The organism is Alphaproteobacteria bacterium (assembly GCA_030740435.1).
Classification (GTDB): domain Bacteria; phylum Pseudomonadota; class Alphaproteobacteria; order UBA2966; family UBA2966.
In genome coordinates, this window is the sequence record JASLXG010000111.1 from 1 (window position 1) to 15,956 (window position 15,956).

Annotated in this window: 15 protein-coding genes and 1 pseudogene; 1 reads left to right on the forward strand and 15 read right to left on the reverse strand. The window is 65.2% G+C overall.

Annotated features, from left to right (window positions below; all coding sequences use genetic code 11):
* Window positions 1-1,308: 1,308 nt before the first annotated feature.
* Genes QGG75_12255 through QGG75_12285 form a run of 7 tightly spaced genes read right to left on the reverse strand, consistent with a single transcriptional unit; the run spans window position 1,309 to window position 8,856 of the window.
* Window positions 1,309-2,322, reverse strand: coding sequence for a uroporphyrinogen decarboxylase family protein (locus QGG75_12255; protein ID MDP6068004.1), 1,014 nt, complete (start codon window positions 2,320-2,322; stop codon window positions 1,309-1,311).
* Window positions 2,303-3,523: an AMP-binding protein gene (locus tag QGG75_12260; GenBank protein MDP6068005.1), complete on the reverse strand. Its 1,221-nt coding sequence runs from the start codon at window positions 3,521-3,523 to the stop codon at window positions 2,303-2,305. The genes QGG75_12255 and QGG75_12260 overlap by 20 nt, the downstream gene beginning before the upstream one ends.
* A 3-nt stretch (window positions 3,524-3,526) precedes the next feature.
* Window positions 3,527-4,447, reverse strand: coding sequence for a hypothetical protein (locus QGG75_12265; GenBank protein ID MDP6068006.1), 921 nt, complete (start codon window positions 4,445-4,447; stop codon window positions 3,527-3,529).
* 5 nt (window positions 4,448-4,452) lie between these two features.
* Window positions 4,453-5,958 (reverse strand): long-chain fatty acid--CoA ligase, encoded by a 1,506-nt coding sequence (locus QGG75_12270; protein MDP6068007.1) that lies wholly within the window; start codon window positions 5,956-5,958, stop codon window positions 4,453-4,455.
* Between the two features lie 11 nt (window positions 5,959-5,969).
* Complete coding sequence (locus tag QGG75_12275) at window positions 5,970-6,815, reverse strand: alpha/beta hydrolase (protein ID MDP6068008.1); 846 nt, start codon at window positions 6,813-6,815, stop codon at window positions 5,970-5,972.
* Window positions 6,812-7,183: a hypothetical protein gene (locus QGG75_12280; protein MDP6068009.1), complete on the reverse strand. Its 372-nt coding sequence runs from the start codon at window positions 7,181-7,183 to the stop codon at window positions 6,812-6,814. Before QGG75_12280 ends, QGG75_12275 begins: the two co-directional genes overlap by 4 nt.
* Window positions 7,180-8,856 (reverse strand): AMP-binding protein, encoded by a 1,677-nt coding sequence (locus QGG75_12285; protein MDP6068010.1) that lies wholly within the window; start codon window positions 8,854-8,856, stop codon window positions 7,180-7,182. The genes QGG75_12280 and QGG75_12285 overlap by 4 nt, the downstream gene beginning before the upstream one ends.
* 158 nt (window positions 8,857-9,014) lie before the next feature.
* Between QGG75_12285 and QGG75_12290 the strand changes: the two genes are divergently transcribed.
* Window positions 9,015-9,455 (forward strand): MerR family transcriptional regulator, encoded by a 441-nt coding sequence (locus tag QGG75_12290; protein MDP6068011.1) that lies wholly within the window; start codon window positions 9,015-9,017, stop codon window positions 9,453-9,455.
* An 80-nt stretch (window positions 9,456-9,535) separates the two neighbouring features.
* On the opposite strand, the gene QGG75_12295 is transcribed toward QGG75_12290, so the two are convergent.
* The 8 genes and pseudogenes from QGG75_12295 to QGG75_12330 form a co-directional block, all read right to left on the reverse strand.
* Window positions 9,536-10,324: an enoyl-CoA hydratase/isomerase family protein gene (locus QGG75_12295; GenBank protein ID MDP6068012.1), complete on the reverse strand. Its 789-nt coding sequence runs from the start codon at window positions 10,322-10,324 to the stop codon at window positions 9,536-9,538.
* A gap of 12 nt (window positions 10,325-10,336) precedes the next feature.
* A complete protein-coding gene (locus QGG75_12300; GenBank protein MDP6068013.1) occupies window positions 10,337-11,491 on the reverse strand; it encodes an acyl-CoA dehydrogenase family protein in 1,155 nt (384 codons plus the stop codon).
* Window positions 11,492-11,523: 32 nt separating this feature from the next.
* A pseudogene (locus QGG75_12305) lies at window positions 11,524-12,312 on the reverse strand (enoyl-CoA hydratase-related protein).
* Window positions 12,313-12,355: 43 nt separating this feature from the next.
* Window positions 12,356-13,609: a branched-chain amino acid ABC transporter permease gene (locus QGG75_12310; protein ID MDP6068014.1), complete on the reverse strand. Its 1,254-nt coding sequence runs from the start codon at window positions 13,607-13,609 to the stop codon at window positions 12,356-12,358.
* 82 nt (window positions 13,610-13,691) lie between these two features.
* Window positions 13,692-14,210, reverse strand: coding sequence for a hypothetical protein (locus tag QGG75_12315; protein ID MDP6068015.1), 519 nt, complete (start codon window positions 14,208-14,210; stop codon window positions 13,692-13,694).
* 11 nt (window positions 14,211-14,221) lie between these two features.
* On the reverse strand, window positions 14,222-15,361 hold the full coding sequence (locus tag QGG75_12320) for an FAD/NAD(P)-binding oxidoreductase (protein MDP6068016.1): 1,140 nt from the start codon (window positions 15,359-15,361) through the stop codon (window positions 14,222-14,224).
* Between the two features lie 43 nt (window positions 15,362-15,404).
* The gene (locus QGG75_12325; protein MDP6068017.1) at window positions 15,405-15,635 is read right to left on the reverse strand and encodes a sulfurtransferase TusA family protein; all 231 of its coding nucleotides are present in this window, start codon (window positions 15,633-15,635) and stop codon (window positions 15,405-15,407) included.
* 46 nt (window positions 15,636-15,681) lie between these two features.
* The coding region (locus tag QGG75_12330; protein MDP6068018.1) for a DsrE/DsrF/DrsH-like family protein at window positions 15,682-15,956 on the reverse strand (275 nt) is incomplete at its 5' end.

Consider the following 15,956-nt stretch of genomic DNA (forward strand, 5'->3'; position numbering starts at 1 on the left):
AGTGTCCCAGTGCTATCGCGAGCGTTCATACGGTTCATTTTTCCCACGGAGGATGAGCAAGCCCTGTCGAGAGAGAAATACCGTAAACTAGCAGTAGAGTTGGCTCGTCGAAATGCGGCCATATCTTTTGAGTTGCTTGACGACCATGCTACCCTGGAATTTGTGCGGGACGTTTGGGAAGAACGACGAGATTGGATGAGCAATAGTGACACAGACTGAAAAACTCAAATTCGACGATATCACTCAAACTCACGGAGCACCACTCGAACGTTTCTCCGCAGTTGGCGGCGAACTCATTCGTGAAATGTGCGCAGGCTCGTTCCAATCAATGTCAAAGCTCTCCATCCCTGAAAACATCTTCGCGTCGTCCGCCACAACGGACTTGCGAAAGGCTTGGTGGCTTAGCCGATTGCGCGGAACGGTGCCGGGGGTTGACAGCGGGCCGAACCGACAGGAAATCAATATCATGGATTTCTTCAGTGGCTGTGGCGGATTGGCTACCGGCGTAAAATGGGCCTGCGAGGCCGTTGGACTTAGGCCGGTCTTTCGAGTCTGCGTCGACATTATTCCGCAAGCGCTAGGTATTTATCGAAAGAACTCAGGCCCATCCTTGCTATTGAGGAGAATGTGGCTAACCTTGTCGACTACAGCTGTGAAATCGGGATAGAGGAGAATGAGTTTTCTTGCTATCAGCCGAAAATTATTCATCCAGATGTCAAAAATTATACTGGGTCAGTCGATTTGTTCATCGCCGGCCCCCCATGCGAGGGCAATTCCAATTTCAACAACAAAACCAGACGGATTGACGATAGAAATGAACTCTACGTCGCGGCTGGACGGTCAATTGTTTTGAGCGCTTTCGGTGGGAGTGGGTTGGTCTAGGTTTCGGCAACCAAGGTTTTACACTGAGTGCGTCGTCAAATGATTTTCATGCATGAATCTCATCAGCAGCAATGAGAAATAGTAATTTGACTCTGATCCAAACCTTTCCCAAAGTGAACACTTGTATTTTCTCGAGGTTTGTTAAGAGGTGCATCTTTTGAGGTGCTTGATCTCAAACGCTTGGACCTGAGGCCGCCCATAAAACACCTCAACCAACTCCTGCCGTGGTAACACGCCAAAGCCTCCGCCAAATCCGCATAGCCCTTCAGGGGCCAGTGCCGTTGAGTGAGGACGACGCTTACGAGCTTTCTCCAGGGACGGCATTTGATCTTCTATCGGCAGAGCGGTGACGGGATATTGGTGGTCCGCATCCTGCACGCCCGCAGGGATGTGCGGCGTCACCTAGGGGCAGAATAGCCCTCTCAGTTAATCTGCCCCCTCGTAATACTCGTCCACCGCCTCGCGCACCGCGATGACGTTTTCCAGCTTGGCCGTCACTGGAACCGCGCATTCCGGGGCGATCATGTCGACGCCGGCCGCTATGGCGTAGTGCACTTCGCGGCGCACGTCCTCGCGTTCTCCGGCCACCAGCGTATTCGTGTTGTTGATGTTGCCGATCAGCACCATATCCGCCTGGTCGCGCATTTCCTTGGCGTCGTTGGCCGATTCGAAGTGGAAGGCGGCCATGCCGTTTTTGTTGAAGTGCTCGATCCTGTCGATGGTGCGGCCGCAGCAATGCAGGATCAGCGGACAATCGATCTCGGCCGCCATCTCCTGGTGGATGGGCAGCACGAAATCGGGGACGGCGCTGGGCCGGATGAGGTCGGCGGTGATGTGGCAGGCGTAGGTCAGCGCATCGGCCCCGGCTTCGATCTGGGCCTGGGCATACATCTTGGGGATCGGTTTCAGGCGCTCCAGCACGGCGTGCACGAAGCTTGGGTCCTTCATGGTCTGGATGAGGAATTTCTGCAGGCCGATGGTGTGGTAGGCCAGGCTCCAGGGGCCGAAAACCTTGCCGATGACGGCGACACGGTCGCCCACTTCGTCCTTCAGGAGCCTAATGGCGTCGATTACCGACTTGACCGAGGGGCGCTCGAGGAAATCGTCGGGGATCTCGATCTCGTCGGGGTGCGACCAGATGGCCTTCTCCTGGGCCGGCAGGCTGTCGCGGTCGCCCCAGCGCGTGGGCACGCCGAGCGCCGCCGATTCGTGGGTACCGGCGCCAAAGGCCGGGCTGACGGCGTCGTAGCCGCAGATGGTGTGGCCGGCCAGGGCCAGCTCGGCCATGGGTCCGGCTTCGTAATTGGCCTCGGGAAAGAAGACGCCGGCTTTTTCCTGCAGGCCGCGGGTGATGATCGAGGTGGGGTTGGCCACCGGCACCCGGTCGACGGGCCGGCCGGCGAGGGCGTTGAGGAAACGTTCACGCGGCGTCTGGGCCATCCGGGCCTCCCTTGAACGGTGTCTTGAACCAGCCCTCGGCAGCGAAAGCACGAGCGCTGGCCACGGGATTCTCGTAGTAGCCGATTGCTACGCCCGGGCCTCGGGTCTCAAGGCAACCGTCGTCCCCGGGGCGCACCTCGCCCCAGGCTAGGGCGGGAGCCTCGGGGCACGACAGCAGGGGATGGCGCTGGCCGGCGATGGTGTATTCGCCCTCGTCGAGCACCAGGTCGGCCTCGCCGCCGAGTGATCCGCCGACTAACAGAGCCACTGCGTGGCCCAGGACGGCCAAGTGGTGGGGCAGCGGCGGCGCGGCAACGCTTGCGGGCTCCAGCGCGGCCAGGCCGCGGGCCGCGGCCAGCAGGGTCTGGTGGCTGTGCGGCACGAGGTAGTCGCCGCTTGCCAGCAGCACCACGGGATCGCCGCCGTGAGCTCTTGGGACTTGCGGCGGACACGGCGTGCCGCCGGCCAGGTCGCTCTCGTCCTCCAGCGCCAGGCGGGCCCGGGCCAGGCTGAGGAAGGCGGCACGCTGGCGGCCCTCGAGGGCGGGCGAGAGCGGCAGCGCCACGGCACCGAACCAGGCGCAGGCCAAGAGCGCGAGGCTGCCGAACACGAGATCGTCGCTAACCACGCCCACCACCTCACCGCGTCCCAGGCCGGCCGCCGCCAGGGCGCCGGCGGCCCTGGCCACGCGCTCGGCGAGTTCTCCGTAGCTGATCGTCTCATTGCCCACAAAAGCCGGGCGTTCGCCCGCCTCGGCGGCTTGGCGTTGCAACAGCGACCCCAGCGTCTCGCCGTCCCACAGACCCTTGGCGGTGTATTCGGCGAGGCGTTCGGGCGCCGGCGCCATGGCGTCGCGCAGCGGCACGGCCTCGGGCCTGAGCGCCAGATCGCGGTCGGGATCGCGCCATTCACCTTCGCGGTAGCGCTTGCCGCCGCCCAGGCCATAGAGCTTGCGGTACTGGTCGCGGCGAAAGCGCCGACGTTCGCTGATGACCCGGATGAAGGTGACCTGTTCGGGTGCCAGGCCGATGCGGTTGGCGATCTCGGAGTCGCTCAAGCCCGTACCTTCGCGCTGGGCGGCGATGGCGGCAAAGTCGAGTTTTCGCACGGCGTCGCCCCTTCGCCGCTGGATATTCAAACTGAGATCCCAGATCACCTCGCCGTAGCTCTCGACCATGCGCTCGCTGACACCGTAGGGCATGGCTCAGGCCCCTCGCGCCGCTTCGCCCATACGGATGGGGTCGGCCTGGGGGGCGGCGGTGACCACGGGGCAGACGCGCATGCATTCGAAGCACTGGGCGTGGGTGGCACCCACGGCCGACGTGACTTTGTAAAAGAAGGCCTGGCTTTCGGCGCCGTAGAGCGCTTCTTCGCGGTCGAGTTCGGCCTCCGCCGTGATGGCGTCGGAGATGATGTTGGGCATGTTTTCGTACTGCTGGCACATCTCGGCGCAGCGCGCCATGTCGCAGACCATCTCGTCGATCTCGCCACCATCGGCGATGGAGCCCGAGAGGCAGTCGACGGGGCAGAATTTCTGGCACGGCGTGCGGGCTTGACGTTTGTACATCTCGACGCAAGCCGGAGCCGGACAGGGGTTGGCGGCCATCGGCGTGTCCGTGGGCAGGGGCATTTCGGTGATGACGGAGCCGTAATACAAAAGCCCATATTCCGGGTGCAGCAGAATATCCCCGGCCATCGAGCGCGCGCCGATGCCGGCCAGTTCCGCATGCAGCTTGAGGCTCTGGATGGGCACGCGAGCACCGTATTCGGGATCAACATGCGGCGGCACGAAGATCGAGGGGTAAGCGAACGTCTTCTCGATAAAGAACGACAACCCGAACGAGGCGCGGTAGATGGGCCCGACGCTGTTGCCGATGAAGGTCATGACCTTGGCGTTGGATTTCCAGGTGCCACGGGTGCAGCCCGTGACGCCGATCGAGATCACCGAACGCGCGCCCGGCAAAAGGGCCTTGGGCCCAAAGCCTTGGGGCGCGATGCGTTCAACGAGGTCGGCATCAGCGATGCCCACGGCCACGGCGCCGCGCTTCAGCGAATAGGCCTTTATGGCCTCCCTGGCGGCGGCGAAGTCGATGGTTTCGGTCGTCTCTGTGGTCTCGGCGTCCAAGGCCTTCAGCCTTTCCGCAGCATTTCCCGAACCTCGAATTTTAGCACCTTGCCCATGGCATTTCGAGGCAGGGCGTCGGTGAAGAGCACATCCTTGGGGTGCTTGTAACGGGCCAGCCGGTCGGCGAAGAGGTCGAGGACCTCGGCTTTCGTAATCTCGCTGTCGGGGAGTTTGACGACGACCGCGACCGGCACTTCGCCCCAGCGCTCGTCGGGCCGGGCCACGACGGTGGATTCGGCAAGGTCCGCGCATTCGGCCAGGACGAATTCGAGCTCGGCCGAATAGATGTTCTCGCTGCCGGAAATGATCATGTCCTTCTTGCGGTCGTCGACGTAAAAGGCGCCGTCGGGTCCGCGGTGGCCGATGTCGCCGGTGTGGAACCAGCCGTCACGAAGCGCCTCCGCGGTGGCCTCGGGCTGGCGCCAGTACTCGCGCATGATGTTGGCACCGCGCACCACGATCTCGCCGGCCCTGCCCGCCGGCACCTCGTTGCCCTCGTCGTCATTGATCCGGGCCTCGCAATGCAGCGCCGCATGGCCGCAAGAACCAGCGACGCGAGCGTCCTTGCTGGGCAGGCCGACGATGACCGTGGGTGCCGTCTCGGTGCTGCCGTAGACCTGGCTCATGGCCACGTCGCGGGCCAGCACGGCGGCGATCAGGGCGTCGGGAACGGTGGACGATCCCGACGTCAGGCAGCGCAAGCTCGACAAGTCGGCTCCGGCCCAGTCGGGGTGGCCGATCAACGCCAGCAGCATGGCCGGCACGGCGATGGCCAGCGTGATGCGCTCGGCCGCGATGGTGGCCAGCATCTCGGCGGGATCGAACTTCTGCAGGATCGTCACCGTGGCGCCGGCATGCAGGGCCGGCGTGGTTTGGATGTTGAGGCCGCCGACGTGGAACATGGGGATGGCGGTCAGCACCTGGTCCGTGCTGCCGAGGTCGAACGCCGCCGCGCCGTTGACGGCGTTGTGGAAGATCGCGTTCTGGTCCAGCACCGCCCCCTTGGGCCGGCCCGTGGTGCCCGAGGTGTAGACGATCAGCACGGCATCAATGGGCCCGCCGGCCCGCGGCGGCGGCGGCGCCTCGGCGCCCTTTATTAGCTGCCGATAATCGAGCCAGCCGTCGGCGCCTTCGTAGGCGATCCAGGCCGCTTGGCGGCCCTTTCGCAGCTCGTCGAGCAGGGCGATGAAATCGGGCTCGGCCAGCACCGCTTTGGGTTCGCTGTCGTCGAGAATGTAGGCGATTTCGGGGCCGGCCAGGCGCCAATTGAGCGGCACCATGATGGCCCCCAGACGGGCGCAGGCGAACAAGAGATCGACGATCTCGGGGCTGTTGTAGCCGAGCTGGGCGACACGGTCGCCTGGACCGATCCCCAGTTCGGCCAGGGCGCCGGCCAGTTTTTCTATTCGCCCGGCCAGCGCGGCGTAGGAGATTTCCCGGCCCTGGTAGCGCAGCGCCGGTCGTTCGGGGGCAAAGGCCGCCCAGCGGTTTATCCAGTTCGATATGTCCATCCGTGATGTCCCTAGCCGCGGATCTCGTCGAGCACGGGCAGAATGTAGCGGCGGAACTGAACCGGGTGCTCGCTCATGGGGAAGTGGCCGAGCTCCTTCATGATCTCGACCCGGGCGCCCGTGATGCGCTCGGCCGTGGCCAAGGTGTCGCCGGGCTCGCAGGAAAAATCGTATTCGCCGGTCAGCAGATAGAGCGGACAGACGGCCGTGTCGATATCGCCGATCCGGTCCGAGAGGTCCGGCTCGACGCGATAGAAATAAAGATCGCCCTTGAAGATGCCGGGCCCCGAGATCTTGTATTGCCACAGCGTCTCATGGCGGCTCTCGTCCGGTGCCTGGGGGGCGATGAGGCCCGAGATCAGGGCGGCGCAGACCTCGCCGCCGTGCACGTCGGGGCGGTTGAGCCAGCTGATGTCGTACCAGGGCTGTTGCGCCGCCGCCGCCTCCAGGCCGATCAGGGCGCGGAACTCGGCGCCATGTTCGAGCGCCAGGTGCAGCACGATGCGGCCGCCGATGGAACAGCCCAGCACCACCGGGCGGTCGAGCTCCAGGGCCGCGATGAAGGCCCGGATGATGGCCATGAAGCCGGCCGAGGTGAGCTGGTATTCCTCGCGCTGGTGGCCGGCCGGCGGGTTCGACTTGCCGTGCCAAGGGAGATCGAAAGCCAGCACCCGGTAATGCTCGGTGACGGCAGCGTCGCACATCAGGTGGCGGAACTGGCGGCCGTCGGCCCCGGCGGTGTGCAGGCAGACCAGCGGAATTCCCTGGCCGGCTTCCTCGAAATAGAGGCGCTGGGCCCGGCCTTCGATCTTGATGTTGAGGTAGCGCCCGGTGATGGCTTCGATCTGGGCCATCAGCCGCTAAACCTTGGCGCCGCCAACACGTCTTTGAAGTATTGCAGGTTGGCCATCAAGGGCTGCAGGTTGCCTTTGATATGGGCGGCGCCCGATTTGGTCATGGCAAACAGGTCATGCCAGCCGGGCGCCGGTGGCTCGCTCCAGTGGGCCAACCAGGCATCTTCGCCGGCGGCGATGGAGAAGCAGTGCGAACGTAACAGCGCCGGGCCGCGGATGAGCGTGATGTGGCCAGCCTCGACCGAGATCCGGAACGGTTCGGCGCCAATCTCGACCAGGAAATCGAGCCTCAGGAATTGACCGCGGCGCAGCAAATCGCTATCGCCGTTGACCAGATCGGGCAGGAACTCGAAGCGGTCCACCAGGTTCACACCGCGCCTCCCTGCAAGCGTTCGAGCGCCATCTGGCGCAGCTTGCCTTTCTGGATCTTGGTGCCGTTGGGGCCGGTGGTGGCGGGGAATTCGCCGATCGGGAAGAAACGTTCGGGCACCTTGAACTTGGCGATGCGGCCGCGGCAGAAGCCGTAGACCGTTTCTTCGTCGAAGGACTCGCCCGAGCCCGCCTTGGCGATGACGAAAGCGATGGGCCGGTTGCGGCCCTCGTGCTCGACCGCCACCACCTGCACGGCCGAAACGCTAGGGTGGGCTTCGACCACGGCTTCGATCTCCAGCGGGCTGACGAGAAAGCCGCCCAGCCGGATGACGTCGCCCATGCGGGTGAGGAAGACGAAGCCGCCGCCCTCGAGCAGGTAACCAAGATCGCCGGTGCGCACGAAGCCGTCCTCGGTCAGGCCCTTTTTCGTGGCCTCGGGGTTGTTGAAGTATTCGTGCATCAGGCTGGGGCCCTTGAGCTCGAGCTCGCCGGTCTCGCCCGCTGGCAACAGGGCGCCGCTCTCGGTGTCACGCACCCGCACCTCGGCCCGGGGCGAGATCAGCCGGCCGCCGGCCTTCGAGCGCTCGGCCAGCGGCCACTCGGGCGGCGGCAGGGCATAGAGCGCCTGGACCTCGCTCATGCCGTAAACGCTACAAAGCGTCAGGCCGCGTTCGGCGCCCCGGGCGGCCGTCACCTCGGGCGGCGAGTTGAAGGCGCCGAAGCACATGAAGCGCAGGCTGGGGAAGGGCACGGGGTCGTCGTAGACGGCCAGCAGGCGCTCGATCATGTCGTCGCCGGCGTTGCATTGCGTCACCTGGTAGCGGCGGATGGCCCGGGCCGCCGCCAGCTCATCGAAAGACGGCAGCATGACCAGCGGGGCCCCCGACAGCAGCACCGCCATGACCTGGCTGAAACCGAAAACGCCACACAGCGGCATCATCAACAGGATCGAAGCGTCGGGCTGGTCGTAGCCGAAGACCGGTGCCACATCGAGGGCGTGATCGATGATCGAGGCCTGGCGGTGGAGCACGAATTTGGGCGCGCTGGTGGTGCCCGAGGTGGTGAAGATGGCGAAGTCCACATCGCGGCCACCGTGGTCTTCCGCCATTGGCGGTGCCGCCGCCAGTTCGTCGTAGGCCAGATGGCGCACGCCATCGGGCAGCGGCGGCGGGGCGGCCTCGCTGTCATCGTCGTCGCTGTCATCGTCCCCGTTGTCATCGTCCCTTGTGGCATAGCTGCTGACCACGGCGTCGAGCCCGGCGATCACGGCCGGATCGACTTGCGCCAGGATGTCGCTGAAAGCGATGCCGCGGTAGCCCGGCCAGAAGACCAGCAGGCGGGCGCCTGACCGGCCGATGATGTCGCCGACCTCGGTGCTGCGAAAGCGGCTGTTGACGTTGACGCAGATGGCGCCCAGCCGGGCGCAGGCCAGCAGCAGCGCCAGGTAGGCCGGTGCGTTGGGCATCCAGATGGCCACCCGGTCGCCGGCTTTGATGCCCAGTTCGGCCAGACCGCTGGCCACGCGCCGGCCCTCGGCGATGAGTTCGGCGAGCGCGATTTCACGCTCGCCATAGATCAGCGCCACGGCGTCGCCCTGCCGTGCCGCGAGGCTTTCGAACTGGCTGTTGAGGCTGTCGGCAATCATGGCGCCAGTATCGACCGACCAGGCCATGCCAGGCAACCGGAGCGCTGGCGGCTGCTGCCAGCCGGTCCCGCTCGGTCCCCGCTGCCGGCCCGGAGATTTCGAAGTGCGACAATTTAATCGCTTGTTTTTTCAGATAAAAAATTTATAGTTCAGCGCTGAATTAGAATCTTTGGGAAGGAAAACCCATGGCCCTCAGGCAAACCTTCACGCTCGGGGAGGCAGCCCGGCTGGGGCGCTTTCGCAGCGGCACCATGGTCGACTACCTGGCGCGCAGCGGCATCGTGCGGCCCTCGGTGCGGCCCAAGCCGGGGCGCGGGCGCCGGCGGCTCTATAGTTTCGCCGATGCCGTGCTGCTGCGTGCCCTCAACCGGCTGCTGGAGCGCGGCATCCCGGTGGCCCGGCTGGGGCAGGTGCAAGCGGCCTTTCATAAGCTCATGCAGGGCGTCGAGCCCGGCCGCCTGCCGGCGCGATACCTGATGACCGACGGCGAAAAGGCCTATTTCCGCGATGACCCGGCGGCGCTGGTCGAGCTTAGCGGTCGTGGCGGCCTGGCCTTCGCCCTGGTCCTCGACCTGCAGCCGATCATGGCGGAGGTGACGGGCGAGGCGGAGAAGCTGGCCGCCTGAGGGGCGGAGATCAGACGTCAGACGTCAAACGTCAGATGCCACAATCCTGACATCTGAATTCTAAAACCCGCCCGAGGCGGTTACTTGAAAACCGGCACCCGGCGCTCCTTGAAGGCGGCCAGGCCCTCGCTGGTGTTGTCGTTGAGTTGGGCCTCGGCGGCGTTCTCTTCCTCCAGGGTGAGACCGGCGTCGAGCGAGCCCTCGAGGCCGTCGCGGGCCAGACGCTTCATCCAGCCCAGGCCGTCGGGGCTGCGTCTGGCCAGGGTGGCGCAGAATTCCAGCGCCCTTTCGGCCAGCACCGCGTCTTCGGCGATTTCGTTGACCAGGCCCCAGTCGCGGGCTTCCTCGGCGTCCAGCCAGCGGCCGCTGTACATCAGCTCCAGCGCGCGGCGCAGCCCGACCAGGCGGGGCAGGCGCTGGCTGCCGCCAAAGCCCGGCAGCAGGCCGTACTGCACATGCTGGTCGCCCATGCGCGCCGACCTGCCGGCCAGCACCACGTCACACGACATCATCAACTCGAGCCCACCGGCCAAGGCCAGGCCATGGACCGCCGCCACGATCGGCATACGGCTGGCCTCGAGGCGGCGCAACATGGCGTGGCCGCGGCTGATGAAGACCTGGAAATCGCCCGCACTCTGGCGCGCCGCCGTGACCTCGTCGAGGTCGGCCCCGGTGCAGAATTGTTTGCCGTTGCCCCGGATCAGCATGACGCGGATGGCGGGGTCGGATTCGAAGTGCTCGAGGGCGTTGGTGAGGCCCTCGACGATGCCGGTGGAGATGCAGTTGAACTTGTCCGGCCGGTTGAGGGTGGCGATGCCGACACCCTCTGCGGTCTCGAGCAATACGTCCTGGTGCTCGCTGTCGTTCATCTTTGCCTCCGCCTAATAGGGCACTGCCACGCGGCCGATCTTTTCGCGCGAAATCACCATCTTCTGGATCTGTTCGGTGCCGTCGCCGATCTGCAGGCCGAGCACGTCGCGCAGGCGCTGCTGGTGGGGCAGGTCCTTGGCGTAGCCGTAATGGCCGTGGGTGATCAGGCAGCGGTGGATGACGTCGAAGGCCACTTGCGGTGCCCACCACTTGCACATGGCCGCTTCCGAGGTGTGGGGCAGGTCATGGTCGCGCAGCCAGAGCGTCTTGTAGCAAAGCAGCCGTGCCGCCTCGAGCAGGGTCTCGGCCTCGGCCAGCGGTTGGGTCACGCCCTGGTACCTGGCGATGGGCTGGCCGAAGGCCTGGCGCTGGGTGACGTATTCCCAGGTTTCCTCCAGCGAGGCCGTGGCCGCCGCGATGCACTGCAGGCCGATCAGCGCCCGGCTGTAATCGAAGCCGTGCATGATCTGGCGAAAGCCGTCGCCTTCCTGGCCCAGCCGGCGCTCGGCCGGGACGCGGACGCCGTCGAAGAAGACCGAGCCCCGGCCCACCACGCGGGTCCCCATGTCCTCGAAGCGGCCGGTGCTGATGCCCGGGCTGTCCAGGGATGCGAGGAAGGCAGTGATGCCGTGGGCTTTCTCGTCGGCCGTGCCGGTGCGGGCCAGCACCATGATTTCCTGCGATTGGTCGGCCATCGAGCACGACGTCTTTTCGCCGTCGAGCACGTAGTCGTCGCCGTCCCGCCGCGCCTTGACGCGCAAATTGGCGGCATCCGAGCCGCCGCCCGGCTCGGTCAGCCCGAGCGCCACCAGGATCTCGCCCGAGGCCACACCGGTCACCACCTCGGCCGCCAGTTCGGGCCGGGCGTGGTGGGCGATGATGGTGCCCATCAGCGTGCCGATGAGCTGCACGTAGCTGACGTTGAAATCGCCGTGGGCTATGCACTCGATGACCAGGCCGGCGGTCACCGCGTCCTGCTCCAGGCCGCCGAACTCGCTCGGCAGGTTGACGCCGATCAGCCCCAATTCCCCCATTTCCCGCAGCAGGGCGCGGTCGAATGCACCCTCCGTCTCGCGTTTCTGGTAGTCGGGCGCCAGGCGCTCGGCGGCAAAGCGCCGGGCCGTATCCTGAATGGCGATCTGGTCGTCGCTGAGAGAAAAATCCATGATCTGCTCCCGGTCCGCTGTTGCAGGCGGCGCTATTTGCGGAATTGCATGAAGTCGGGGTCGCGCTTTTCCCGGAGCGCCGTCACGCCCTCGCGCGATTCGTCGGTCTCGTAATAGAGGCTCAGCGCCTGCAGACCCAACGAGCCGCCGCCGCGGATCGATTCGCTGTCGGCATTGAACGAGCGCTTGGCGATGGCGATGGCGGTGGGGCTGCGCATCTTCAATTCCTCACACCAGCGGTCGACCTCGGCGTCGAGCTCGTCGTCGGGCACCACGGCGTTGGCCAGGCCCATGGCCAGGGCCTCCTAGGCCGAATAGCGCCGGCACATGTACCAGATCTCGCGAGCCCGCTTTTCGCCCACCACGCGGGCCAGGTAGGCGGTGCCCCAGCCCGGATCGACCGAGCCCATCTTGGGGCCGACCTGGCCGAAGATGGCGTTTTCCGAGGCCAGCGTCAGGTCACAAAGCGTGGCCAGCACGTTGCCGCCGCCGATGGCGTAGCCGCGCACCTTGGCGATCACCGGCTTGGGCACGTCGCGGATGATGCTGTGCAGCTCCTCGACCGGCATGCCGACGGTGCCGCGGCCGGCGTACTGGCCTTCGTGCTCGCCCTCGGACTGGTCGCCGCCGGTGCAGAAGGCCTTGCCGCCGGCCCCGGTCAGCACGATCACGGCGATGCCCTTGTTCCAGCCGGCCTGGCTGAAGGCCTGCAGCATCTCCTCGGCGGTGCGGCCGCGGAAGGCGTTGTAGACCTCGGGCCGGTTGATGGTGATGGTGGCGACGCCATCGTTCTCTTCGTAGATTATGTCCTGGGTGTCCATGGCGGGATTTTCTGCCTCTGCGATTTCGCTGTCCTAACGAATGTTAGTTAGAATCCGTGCCCTCGACAACGGCCGCGTGCCAGGCTTCGCTGAGCGCCGGCAGGCCGCGCCGGGCAAGCGCGAAGCCGGCCACGGCCAGCACTCCAAAAGCCAGCCAGGGGAGTGGCGAGGTGACGTCGAGCACCAACCCGAACAGTGAAGTCTGGGGCTGCCAGCTTTCGGCATCGCGCCAGTAATCGGCAAGTTCCAACAACCCGATGCAGGCCGCGAGGCAGACCAAAGCCGGCAGGCCGACAGTGATGTAGGGCCGCACCAGCAGGCCCAAGCGCCCGGCCCGGGCCGCCGGCGCGTGCATTTCGATGAGGCCGGCCAGGCCTGTGGGCGCAAAGCGGGCCACGGCCACGAAGACGATGCCGGCGTAAAGGATCCAAAGCCCGGTGTAATTCGAGACCACGGTCTGCAGCAGCGTGAAGATGACGGCGCCCAGCAGCGGGCCGATGAAGCTGCCGATGCCGCCGATGAAGGCCATCATCAGGATCTGGAACGAGGTCGCGAGAGAGATCGTCTCGCCGCCCACGAATTCGTAGTTTATGGCGAACAAGCCGCCGGCGATGCCGGCGAAAAATCCGCCGACGCAGAAAGCCAGCAGGCGCACCAGGCGGGGGTTGTAGCCGACATGGGCGGCGCGCTCGGGATTGTCGCGCACGGCCGCCGCCATCTGGCCCACGGGGGTCCGCAGGAAACGCCGGGCCGCCAGCAGGCAGGCAAAAAGCCAGCCTGCGATGACATAATAGACCTCGATCTCGCTGGCGAAATCGAGGCCGAAGAAAGCCGGCGCCAGGGTGCGGTCGGCGGCGCCGCCATAGAAACGACCCAGCACGCTGCCGGCGGCGATCACCAATTCCACCGTACACAGCGTGATCATGGCGAAGCCGATGCCGGTGCGCTTGACGGAGAAGCTGCCGAAAACGAATGCGAAGAACAGACCGCCGAGCCCCCCGGCCAGCGGAATGAAGGGCACCGGCAGCGGCACGACGCCGGCTGCCGAGGCGGCCAAAAGCCGCACCGCGGCAAAACCGCCGAGGCCGAAATAGATGGCGTGACCGAACGACAGCAGGCCGGCCCGGCCCAGCACGATGTTGTAGGAAAGCGCCAGCACCATGGCCGTGCCCATCTGGTTCAGCACCAGCAGCGAGAGAGGGGTGCGGAAGACCAGCGGCAACACCGCCAACAGCCCAGCTATGGCCAGCCAGTGGACAAGACGGCGATTCCTGTGGCGGTTTTGGGATCGTGTCATGCTGAACGTAACCGGCCCCGGAGCGGCTGGGCTCCGGGGCCGTGACGTGGGGGCTGGCGCGCCGCCGCCAGTATCCTCGACCCTACTTCTTTTGGCGGCTTTGCAGTTTGTCGCTGAAGCACAGCATGAACTGCAGCGCGCGCTGGCATTCGGGCTTGCCGAGCATCGAAAGCGTGGCCAGAACGCCGCCCGAGACCGGCCGGTTGGCGGTTTCCTCGACCGCCTCGTCCAGGGCCACGCGGGCATCGTCGACCAGGCTCGCCAGGTTCTCGTTGCCCACCGTGTTGAGCATGTGTTCGATGAAGGTGAAGAGGCGCTCGACGATGTTGTCGGTCGAGGCCGAGCGGGCCGCGTGCAATAGCGCCACGGTGTCAAACAGCGTGCCCATGGCGCCGATGCGGTGCAACTCGGCGAGGTTGTCGAGGGCAGACAGGATGGCGTCCTTGGTGTCCTCGTCGTTGAGCCGGTCGACCACCTCCATGGCGTTGGAGGCGGTGATGGCGAGGCGCTCGACCATGCCGTCGGTGAGGGCATCGCCCGCCGCCTGCATGAGCCGCGCGGCATCGTCCTGCGGAGTGTTGGGAATCATGTTGTCGGTCATGATCCCGCCCCCTACAGGAGACCCCTGGCGGAGAGCCAGTAAAGCCGGTTATAGGCCAGCTTGAACCAGTGAATCATCTGCGACGGCGCGCCTGGGTTGGGCGGCGTCTGGTAGTTGAACCAGACGTAGGTGCCGCTGTCCATGCCGGTCTCGACGAAGCAGAAGACCTTGCCGTCGTAGTTGCGGGCCCAGCGGTTCTCGGTGATCAGCGACGAGATATTGTCGATCACGGTGTCGGCTTCGAAGTGCGCCGTCGAGCCGGCCTTGGAGATCGGGATGTTGGTGGTGTCGCCGACCACGAAGACGTTGGTCGAGCCCTCGCGCAAGAGCGTCTCGCGCTCGGTCGGCACCCAGCCGCCGGCACCGAGGTCGCTGTCCTCGATGACCTGGGCGCCGGAGTGCGGTGGGATGGTGACCAAGAGGTCGTAATCCAGCGTCACCTCTTCTTCCGACGATATGGTCTTGGCCGCGGGATCGACCGACTTGGTGTTGAAGAAGGTTTCGTACTTGATGCCGTACTTGTCGAATTCGGGCTGGGTCCAGGCGGCCACCGGCTCCAAGGCGTGCAAGCGCCCGATGGGGTAGGTGTAGGTGATCTCGGTCTTGTCCGCGAGGCCCTTGCCCTGGAGAAAGTCATAGAGCATGAAGGTGACTTCCAGGGGCGCTACCGGGCATTTGTGCGGTGCGTTGACGTTGACCACGATCTTGCCGCCCTCGAAATCGTCGAGCGCCTGGCGCATCTTGCGCGCACCTTCCAGGTCATAGAACCAGTGCGCACCCTCGGCCATGCCGGGGATGTTTTCCGGCCGGATGCGCGAGCCGGTAGCCAGCACCACGTAGTCGTAGGAATAGCTCTTGCCCGATTCCGTCGTCACCTGGCTGGCCTCGACGTCGATGGCCGTGGCGGCATCGATATGGAAATGGATGCGCCGGTCCAGCACCTTGCGCTGGTCACGGAAAAGCTCGGCTTCGCGGAAGCGGCCGAAGGGAATGTACAACAGACCCGGCTGGTACATGTGGGTATCGGTGTTGCCCAGCATGGTGATGCTGGCCTCGCCCGACTTGAGTTCCGGGCCGAGATGGCGGCACAGCCCGTTGGCGATGATGGTGCCGGCCAGGCCGCCCCCGACGATCAATACCTGCTTGTCCATATTTCTGTGCTTCCCTTGGAGATGTGAGTTTTTCTAGTTTTCGTTATTTTGCCTTGACGACGACGACACTCCAATAGCCCTCGCACTCGGTGATTTCGCCCATCTGGTGACCCACCTTGGCCACCCATTCGGGGATCTCGGCGGACGAGCCCTTGTCGGACGACCAGACGTCGATCTCGTCGCCGATCTCGACCAGCTTGAGCTTGGCTATGAGTTCCATCAGCGGCCCCGGGCAAAAGGCGCCCCGGGCGTCGATCTTGTGGCGTTCGCTCATTGCTCGGCTCCCCTCCTTACGGCGCCAGCCCGGGCCCAGCCCGGGCCTAAAACGTCATCAGTTGGCCGCTTTCGGCATCGGAAAGAAATCGCGTCAGCCCGAGCGCTCCGTCAAAGACGCCCTCGACCAGCCTTTCCTCGTCCCAGCCGTTGATGTCGAGCGCCATCGAGCAAGCGTACGCGCTTAGCTCGCCGAAGTCCCTCCCCTGGCGCAACAGCTCGATGGCGTCGGGCGCCTTCTTGGCCTTCATCAGGTCCGACATTTCGCCACCCCGGTAACGTTCTTCGGCGTCGGCCTGGGCGTCGAAGGCAAAGATGGCGC